This window comes from Novosphingobium sp. (assembly GCF_041905565.1).
Taxonomy (GTDB): Bacteria; Pseudomonadota; Alphaproteobacteria; order Sphingomonadales; family Sphingomonadaceae; genus Novosphingobium.
Map to the genome: position 1 here is coordinate 1 of NZ_JAYRKX010000042.1, position 2,844 is coordinate 2,844.

Annotated in this window: 3 protein-coding genes; 2 read left to right on the top strand and 1 reads right to left on the bottom strand. The window is 68.7% G+C overall.

The window, feature by feature from the left end:
• Positions 1 to 177: 177 nt before the first annotated feature.
• Entirely contained in the window at positions 178 to 576 is a 399-nt protein-coding gene (locus ACE3N9_RS16520; protein WP_374285590.1) for a DUF4345 family protein, read from the bottom strand.
• A gap of 107 nt (positions 577 to 683) precedes the next feature.
• Between ACE3N9_RS16520 and ACE3N9_RS16525 the strand changes: the two genes are divergently transcribed.
• Positions 684 to 2,285: a bifunctional phosphopantothenoylcysteine decarboxylase/phosphopantothenate synthase gene (locus tag ACE3N9_RS16525; RefSeq protein WP_374285591.1), complete on the top strand. Its 1,602-nt coding sequence runs from the start codon at positions 684 to 686 to the stop codon at positions 2,283 to 2,285.
• Positions 2,248 to 2,715 carry a dUTP diphosphatase gene (gene dut / locus ACE3N9_RS16530; protein ID WP_374285593.1) on the top strand — a complete coding sequence of 156 codons (468 nt, stop codon included), beginning with the start codon at positions 2,248 to 2,250 and terminating at the stop codon, positions 2,713 to 2,715. Before ACE3N9_RS16525 ends, dut begins: the two co-directional genes overlap by 38 nt.
• The last annotated feature ends 129 nt before the right edge of the window (positions 2,716 to 2,844 follow it).

Consider the following 2,844-nt stretch of genomic DNA (forward strand, 5'->3'; position numbering starts at 1 on the left):
GGCCCAACCACCCGTTCAAGGTACCCTGTGGGTGGTTGGGCCGGGGGAGTGGGCCGGCCAGGCCAAGCTGATCGCGGAGGCGATCAGCGCACCCAGCAAGGACTCTGCCGGGGGAGCGGGCCGGTGTTGCAAGGAAGGGCCGGATGGCCCTTCCGCACCGGCGGCAGCCGGAAAAGACTACGAAGTCAGTTCTTCGATCTTGTGATGCGGCAGCACCCGCCAGGCGGCGACCAGCAGCGCCACGTGCAGCGCTTCGACCAGCATCGGCACCTGCCAGCCGGGATAGGTGCCATCCAGCGCCAGGCTGATCGCGCGCACGGTCACCGCGGTGCCCATCAGCGCGGCGGGAACCAGCAGCAGGTCGCCGTTGCGGCGCCAGGCGCCCAGCATCATGCACAGCGCGACCACGCCGAAGAAGGCGGCGAAATCGGCCCGCAGCGTCGACATCCCCTGCGTGCCGGTGGCGGCCAGGCCGAACCCGGTTGCGGTGGTCTGCGGATTGAACAGGAAATTCAGGCCCATGAACAGGTCGAGCAGGCCGAACAGGAAAATCAGGGCCGTCAGGATCCAGCGCATTATCGGTAACTCCCCCCGTTAACTCGGTCTTAGGCACTGTGCCTCAGGGAAAACCGAAAGCAAAGCCTGTTGCACGAAGGGAAGGGGCGTTGCACAAGCTGGCCCATATGAACGGCCCACGGATTCTGCTGATCGTCGGCGGCGGCATTGCCGCCTACAAGTCGTGCGAGCTGGTGCGCCTGATCCGCAAGGGCGGGGGCGAGGTGACCTGCGTGCTGACCGATGGCGGCGCGAAATTCATCACCGCGATGACCCTGGCCGCGCTGTCGGAACGCCCGGTCCACACCACGCTGTGGGATCTGACCGCCGAGGTCGAGATGGGCCACATCCAGCTCAGCCGCCAGGCCGACCTGGTGGTGGTCTGCCCGGCCACGGCTGATCTTCTGGCACGGATGGCGGCAGGGATCGCCGATGATCTGGCGACCACGCTGCTGCTCGCCACCGACAAGCCGGTCATGGCCGTGCCGGCAATGAACGTGCGGATGTGGCAGCACGCCGCGACCCAGCGCAATGTCGCCACCCTGCGCGATTCCGGGGTGCTGGTGCTCGATCCCGATGAAGGGATGATGGCCTGCGGCGAATATGGCCCCGGCCGCCTGCCCGAACCCGAAGCGGTGTGGCAGGCAATCTGCCGCGCGCTGGGACAGGATGACCTGGCGCTGCTGCCGCCGCCGCTGACGCTGGCCGAGGAACTGGCCGAGATCGAGGCGCAGGGCGCAGATCTGGGCGGGCTGTCCGCCAGCATGATCCAGCGCACCACGCCGCGTTTCGACCCGCTGGCCGAAGACGAATGGCTACCCCCGGCGGACCTGGCCGAGGAGGAGCTGCCCCCGGCCGAGCCGGACATTCCCCTGAGCCTCGATAGCCCGCTGCTGTCGAAGAAGGGCAAGGCCAAGGCCGCCCCGCCGACCGATGCCGAGGCGATCAACCACCTGGTAATGGACCAGGCCCCGCCCGAACCCCTGATCGAGGCGCTGGCCCACGATCCGCTGCACGATCAGCCCGACTTTGCCGGGGACGATCCCGAACCGCTGCCTGTCGATGGCCCGCTGCTGGGCAAGCGCGTGCTGATCACTGCCGGGCCGACGCACGAACCGATCGATCCGGTGCGCTACATCGCCAATCGCAGTTCCGGCAAGCAGGGCTTCGCCATTGCCGCCGCCGCCGCGCGGCTGGGGGCCGAAGTGCTGCTGGTCAGCGGCCCGGTCCACCTGCCGACCCCGCCCGGGGTGACGCGGATCGACGTCGAAACCGCGCGCGAAATGGCGGAGGCGGTCAAGCGCAGCCTGCCGGTGGACGTGGCGATCATGGTCGCCGCCGTGGCCGATTGGCGCACGATGGACGTGGCCCAGGAAAAGATGAAGAAGCGCGGCTCAGCCCCGCCGGCGCTGCGGCTGACCGAGAATCCCGACATCCTCGCCATGGTTTCGGTCCACGAACGGCGGCCGCGCCTGGTGGTGGGCTTCGCCGCCGAAACCGAAAAGGTGATCGACCACGCCAAGGAAAAGCGCCGGCGCAAGGGGGCGGACTGGATCGTCGCCAACGACGTGTCGGGCGATGTGATGGGCGGCAATGCCAATGCCGTGCATATCGTCACCGGGCAGGGTGTCGAAAGCCTGCCGGAAATGCCAAAGGACGACGTCGCCATGGCCCTGGTCGAAAGGATCGCCAATGCACTCGTCCCCGCCGCCAATCCCGGTTCCGATTAAGCGCCTGCCGCATGGGGCGGGGCTTGACCTGCCCGCCTATGCCACCAGCGGCGCTGCCGGCATGGACGTGGTTTCCGCCGAAGACGTAACCCTGGCCCCCGGCGCGCGCCATGCGGTGGCGACGGGCCTGGCCATGGCCATCCCGCACGGCTTCGAAGTGCAGGTCCGCCCGCGTTCGGGCCTGGCGCTGAAGCACGGGATCACCGTCCCCAACACCCCTGGCACGATCGACAGCGACTATCGCGGCGAGCTGAAGGTCATCCTGATCAACCACGGCGCCGCCCCGTTCGAGATCCGCCGCGGCGACCGCATCGCCCAGCTGGTGCTGGCCCCGGTGGTCCAGGCCGGCTGGGTGGAAGTGAGCGAACTTGATGAAACCGCGCGCGGCGAGGGCGGGTTTGGGTCAACCGGCGGCGTGGTGGCGCTGTAGGGGTTGCTTTCCGGCTCACGCCGGTGCGGACAAGGCATCCGCCTTGTCCTGCCTGGCCCGCCCGCTCCCCCGGCCCAACCCCCGTTTAACGGTCCCGTGTGGGTGTTTGGGCGGGGGGAGCGGGCTGGC